At 41.5% G+C, this 6,402-nt stretch carries 2 protein-coding genes and 1 pseudogene; 2 read left to right on the top strand and 1 reads right to left on the bottom strand.

Annotated features, from left to right (window positions below; translation table 11 throughout):
* The coding region (locus tag ABZB17_RS19175; protein WP_372652620.1) for an Ig-like domain-containing protein at nt 1–4,203 on the bottom strand (4,203 nt) is incomplete at its 3' end.
* Nucleotides 4,204–4,603: 400 nt separating this feature from the next.
* Here ABZB17_RS19175 and ABZB17_RS19170 point away from each other — a divergent pair.
* Together ABZB17_RS19170 and ABZB17_RS19165 are read left to right on the top strand one after the other, a co-directional pair.
* Nucleotides 4,604–6,031 carry a nicotinate phosphoribosyltransferase gene (locus ABZB17_RS19170; RefSeq protein ID WP_372652618.1) on the top strand — a complete coding sequence of 476 codons (1,428 nt, stop codon included), beginning with the start codon at nt 4,604–4,606 and terminating at the stop codon, nt 6,029–6,031.
* An 8-nt stretch (nt 6,032–6,039) separates the two neighbouring features.
* Nucleotides 6,040–6,402, top strand: a pseudogene (locus ABZB17_RS19165) (amidophosphoribosyltransferase); the annotation flags it as partial.

Here is a 6,402-nt window from a genome sequence, read left to right as displayed (position 1 = left end):
CGGGGCATCGTTTTCAGGTGTTACCGTAATGATTACGGTGTCCTGATCGCATTGCGATGGAGAGCCGTTATCGCAAACCTGGTAAACCAAAGTATCGGTGCCAAACCAGTTGGCCTGCGGGATGTAACTTATGCTGTCTCCATTAACTACCTCTGCCGTTCCGCTGTTCGGGCCACTAATAATTGTAGTACTCAGATCATCTCCTTCGGCATCTGTATCATTAGCCTGAACATCGATGTAAGCGATGGTAGTATCTTCGCTAATTGTTACTTCGTCTTTTACTGCTAACGGGGCCGTATTTGATACAGCGTTTACGGTAATTGTAACATATGTACTGGTATCAGAACAATTCACACCATTTAAGCTACTTGTTATAACTCTCCTTAAATAAGTTGTTACCGAAATTCCCACAGGCGGATCATAACCAGAAGAAGTTGCACCTCCGATATTTGTATAGCCTGTAACTCCGCTGATTATGCTTTGCTGCCACTGATAGGACACAGTACCAGTACCAAAGGCGCCGCTTACAGTTAAGGCGGCTGGGTCATCCCCACTACTCACAGTTTGATTGCCGGATGCAGTTCCTCCAACAACCTCATTAACGATCACTTTAACCGTATCGGAATAAGCTGTTGCACAGCTTCCGTTTGTAACTTCAGCACGGTAATAGGTATTTGTATTTAAATTACCGGTGCTATACAATGCGCTTGTGGCTCCGCTACCGGAACTTACATTCGACCAACCTGTTGATCCGTTTGCCGATTGTTGCCACTGAATAATACCGGTGTAACCATTTAACGATATGGTAGTGCTGCTACCTGAACATACTGAGGCATCGGTTATAGTGGCATCGCCACCCACACTGGCAGCTGCCACACTTACCAATACTGTATCGGAATAAGCTGATGCACAGCTTCCGTTTGTAACTTCAGCACGGTAATAGGTATTTGTAGTTAAATTACCGGTGCTATACAATGCGCTTGTGGCTCCGCTACCTGCACTTACATCCGTCCAGCCGGTTAAACCATCGGCCGATTGTTGCCACTGAATACTTCCTGTATAGCCACTTAATGTGATAGTAGTGGTATTGCCCGAACAAATTGTGACATTGGCTGGGCTGGCATTGCCTCCTACACTTGAAGAGATGCTGGCAGTTACTTCCAGTCTTGAAGTACTATAACAACTGAATTGTGATGCTTCTGCATAATATTTTTTATTATTTACAATCTCATCCGTGCTATTATATATATTTCCTCCCGAGGGTGCATCGTACCAAATTATTGTTCCCGGGCCTGAAACTGTTGCTTCCAGATCTAAAATAGTAGCTCCATCACATAAGCTCTGATTAGCATCGCCCGTTGGTACCTCCGGATTACCTTCTGCAACAGTTACAGCTAATCTTGAAGAGCTTGTACATCCTGTTGTAGAATTTTCTGATTCAGCATAATAGGTTGATCCATCTGACAAAACTGTACTTGCCGCCAGTAAATTACCGTTAGAAGATGCATCATACCATTTAATAGTACTTCCACTTGGAGCTATAACATTCAGATCTCCTAATGTTGTTGAACCAGCGGAACAATATGTTTGATTCGTACTACCGGAAGGTATTGCTGGAAGCGGGTTAACAGTAAGAGCTACTGTGTCGCTCAATATAATTTTGCATGATCCGTATGGAAACTTTGATGCCAAAACCCTTAACAGAGTTGGATTTTCACTTAGTTGGTCTGTGTATAGGTCAATATCTGCTCCATTTCCCATAAATGAAAAGCCAAAAGTACTGCTATCACTGGCTAAAATTGGGGTGTAAATCACTCCCGATTCAGAACTTTCTACAGTAATTATTCCGTATTCTTCAGCACAATAAATACTAGTGCTTGCCGAGATTGTTTTATCTAAAGGAGACAAACAGCTCACGATAGCCGATGTACTGCTAAAATCACTTTCGCACGAAGATTCATTTTCAAGAGTTACCTGCACCGTACTTCCAACTGCCAAATCGAAACTGGTTAAGCCATTTGCCGACCAGGAACCATTTGCTGAAATAGTTACTCCTGAGCCTACAAGGGTTTCATCAACATACACTTTTAAGGTAGTTGGGTAGCTTGCATCGTTAATGGTTCCACTAACAACGGTTTCTCCTTCGGTAGGCTGATCGATAGTAATTGTTACACCTGATAAACTTGTTTTTGTTGAAATAGTAATGGTATCGGAATCTTCACTCTCAATTATGGCTGCACTTGAAACAGTCGCGGCAATCCGATCACCAGCCGTTAAGTTTAAACCTGAGATGGTCCAAACACCTCCGGCTTGAACAGTTGTTGTGTTTAGTAATGATCTGCCGGAAGTAACATCATATAAATTTACCTGACTGCCCAATTCTTCTACTGAAACACCAGAGACAGAAGTTACTGGTGTTGATAAAGAACACCCTTCAGTATTGATAATTGGGCTTATTCCATCTCGTTTAACATATACGGTATTTGAGACATCTGACAAACATTGCCCTGAAACAATTTGCTTTGCAGTAATCACGCTTCCTTCCTTCAGATTTGAAACAGAAATACTCCAGTTATAAGGAGTACTTGCATCCGACGTTGTTGTTCCGATTTGTACACCATCTGCATATAAATTTATGAGGGATGAACCTTCGGTCCCCACACCAACGATGCTCGTAGTTGTTTCTGTAACCTCACTCGTTGTAATGGTTGGAGCCGCACTAACTCCAGAGGCATAGCCACAGTAGTAGAAATAATCGGATTCACACTCTCCGGGTTGTTGAATGGTTATTAAATAAACATCTGAACCAAAACAGTTGCCTGTTTTACATTTAAATTCAATATCGTAATCTCCTGAAGTTATTGTTGCAGGATTACTGTCACCTGCTGACCCTCCTGTAGTAGCCAGATTGGCATTTGGGAAAATGGTCCCATCAGAATAATATAATGTAATAATACTTCCTTCGGCATAACCAGGATCAACTGTTATTGCAACTCCCTTATTGGCGTTACTATTTATCACTCCGCCTGTAATTGGATTTGAGCATTGAGAGGCAACAATAGTTTCATCGCAGTTATCATAAGATTCTCCCTTCCCTTCGGCAGTGGCTGCTGCTTTCACAATCTGTCCATCGGTTAATGTTACAGCCGGACTTAAGGAAGAAATATCAATTGCCCAAGAAGTACCACTTGTAGTTGTTGTGGCACTCCCCAGTAAAGTTGAGCCATCGCTATGATAAAGAAAAACTTCAACCGATGTTCCGGAAGCTTCTGTTGAGCTTCCTGTAATTAAAGCATCGGTTGATCTCACCGGATCAATCGATGGGCAATCTGAACGATCAAGAATCTCCCCGCCCGGAGGAGTCGGAGTTTGTTCCTCTATCAGATCAATAAAAATTTGATCAATATTAGAGCCGGTGGTTACTCCCCCAATATCAGACAAGGCATTGTTCCCAGTTGCTTCATGCGGATTCATGGTAGTTAAGGCAACAATACGAATTGGGGTATTTTCATCAATCCCCAACGTACTTAAATCAGGATCATTAAAATCAGTTATCGGAATAAAAAAATCATAAAAATAATCAGCGTCGCCACCTGCATTTGAAACGGCAATCGATTGCTGACAATTCGTATCAAAAGAATTGCTCGTGGCCTGAATTCCATTCGTTAATCCATCAACAAAATAAACATCAACAGAAAAATTCGTTTTTAGCACAATCTCCATCTCAAAACCTGGGTTTCCGGGAAGGGCATTGGGATCAGCATTTATACCTGTAAAACCGAATTTTTGGTCGGTATCGATTAATAACGAATACGACTTTGAGTTCGGGGCATATCCCCCCATACGAAAACGATAAAGGATATTCGTACCATCATTATAGGTAAGGATGGCATTATTGCCCGCTGCATCGGTTCCTACAATTTCGATAAAACCATCGGTTGGTCCACGCAAAATATCGTCTGAGGGGTCGGGTCGAACAATTGCCACATAAGGTATTTCGCTTTGTGTTACGTCATCTCCGGGAGGATTGGTAAAACCAATTTGCACTCCGTTTGTTTTTTTCGAAACATAACCATCACCATCGGGATCCAGTACTGTTTGACCAGGCGTCTCTGCCGGTTTTATTATTAATCCGGGTGTTTGTGAGAACCCAACGCTACAAAACAATAAATTTACCAGAACAATAAGTAAAGATCTTCGCATTCTAAAGATTTTTCTATTTAACAATTAATTCTTATGCAAAAAGGAATAGCGCTTGCGATATGCAACACAATAGATATCTTGCACACCTGAAAACAGGCGCACAAAACCTTAGCACACAATTCTTTTACGAAAGCAAAAATACAACTTCTTCTAACTTTTATGCTAAATAATTCTAACAATTACTAACACTCTATGTTAACAACAATACTATTATATATTTATTCGTTATTTCCCTTCCCGATAGTCGATCAAAACTTCTTTTAAAACTCATTTTCCGTCTATTGACAACACTACCTCTACAACTTTTCTTTCACAATATGCCAAAAAAATTTTATTGCCAATATTCTTTTAATCTTGGTAGATTCTTATTTATCTTTAACTTTCTTTGTAAGGGGGCAAAATGGGATTAATATTTAAGGAAAAATTAGGACTTTACACCGACTTGTATGAGCTGACGATGGCTCAGGGGTACTTTTATTGCCATAAAAAAGACCAGCAAACTTCCTTTGATTACTATTTCAGAACCAATCCATACAAAGGTGGTTATACCGTTTTTGCAGGTTTACAGGATTTTATCGATGCCCTGCAGGAATTCACCTATTCAAAATCAGATCTGGAATTTCTAAAAGCAAACGGATTCAAGGATGAGTTTCTGGAGTATCTGCGCGACTTCAAATTCTCCGGAGATATTCACAGTGTAAAAGAAGGAGAGATTGTTTTTCCGAACGAGCCGCTTCTGTCGGTTGAAGGAAACATTATTGAATGCCAGTTGGTGGAAAGTATTTTGCTGAATATTCTGAATTTCGAATCGCTGATTGCCACAAAGGCTTTCCGGATCAAACATATCTCGGGGCAAAAATTATTTGCCGATTTTGGGCTGCGCAGGGCACAGGATTTTGGTGCCATTCATGCCAGCCGCGCAGCCTGTATCGGTGGCGCTTCATCCACATCAAATACCCTGGCCGGAAAAATATATGATATCCCTGTTAGCGGAACGATGGCGCACAGCTGGGTACAAAGTTTCGATTCGGAACTGGAAGCTTTCCGAGCTTTTGCAGAAACCAATCCCGACAATACGATTTTGTTGGTTGACACCTACGACACGTTAAAATCTGGCGTGCCGAATGCCATTACCATTGGTCATGAAATGGCTGCAAGAGGCGAAAAACTAAAGGGCATTCGTTTGGATAGCGGCGATTTGGCTTACCTCAGCAAAAAGGCCAGGAAGCAACTGGACAACGCCGGATTACATGATGTTCAGATTCTGGCATCGAACCAGCTGAACGAATACGTTATTAAAACCTTATTGCTCGATCAGAATGCGGCCATCGACGGTTTTGGAATCGGCACGGAAATGATTACCGGGAAAAGCGATGCTGCCCTCGATGGTGTTTATAAACTCACCGAGATTGACGGAGAACCCAAAATGAAATTCTCGGAAAATATTGAAAAAATTACCCTGCCCGGAAAGAAACAACTGGTAAGGTATTTTGATGACGAAGGCAAGTTCTTCCGCGACGGTATTCTGCTGCAGGATGAAAACCCGGAAGAAGTTAGTACGATATATCACCGGATTTATTCCGAAAAAAACACCGAAGTCTCCAAACTAAAAGTGGAGCGTCTTCGCGAAAAAGTCGTTGAACAGGGAAATATCTTGCTTCAACACAAAAATCCGGTAGAAATATATGATTACCTAAAAAGCAGGGCCGCTTTATTACCCGACGAGCATAAACGTTTTATCAGTCCACACCTGTACAAAGTTGGTATTTCTAACGAATTAATGGCTACCCGCAACGCTCTGACTCAAAAATTAAGAACGTTACACTAAGTTATTTTATGACAGAAATTACACGACCTACACTAATTGTTGATAAAGAAGTTTGCCTGCAAAACATTGAACGGATGGTAAAAAAAGCGGAGAACTATAATCTTCGGTTAAGGCCCCATTTCAAAACGCATCAGGCAGCAAAGGTCGGTGAGTGGTTTAAACGTTTCGGGATCAGCCAAATCACGGTTTCATCGGTGTTAATGGCTGAATATTTTGCATCAAACGGCTGGAGTGATATAACACTGGCGTTTCCCTTAAATATTCTGGAAATTAGCCGGATTAACCGTTTGGCCGACTCCATAAAACTAAATGTACTACTTGAAAACAGGGAGGCGACAGAAGTGCTGGCCGGAAAAGCTAGCAACAAAATT

It is taken from the genome of Draconibacterium sp., from assembly GCF_041583095.1.
In the GTDB taxonomy this organism is placed as follows: Bacteria; Bacteroidota; Bacteroidia; order Bacteroidales; family Prolixibacteraceae; genus Draconibacterium.
Note: the sequence above shows the minus strand (reverse complement) of the source record. Positions and strands in the feature narration are given on the sequence as shown.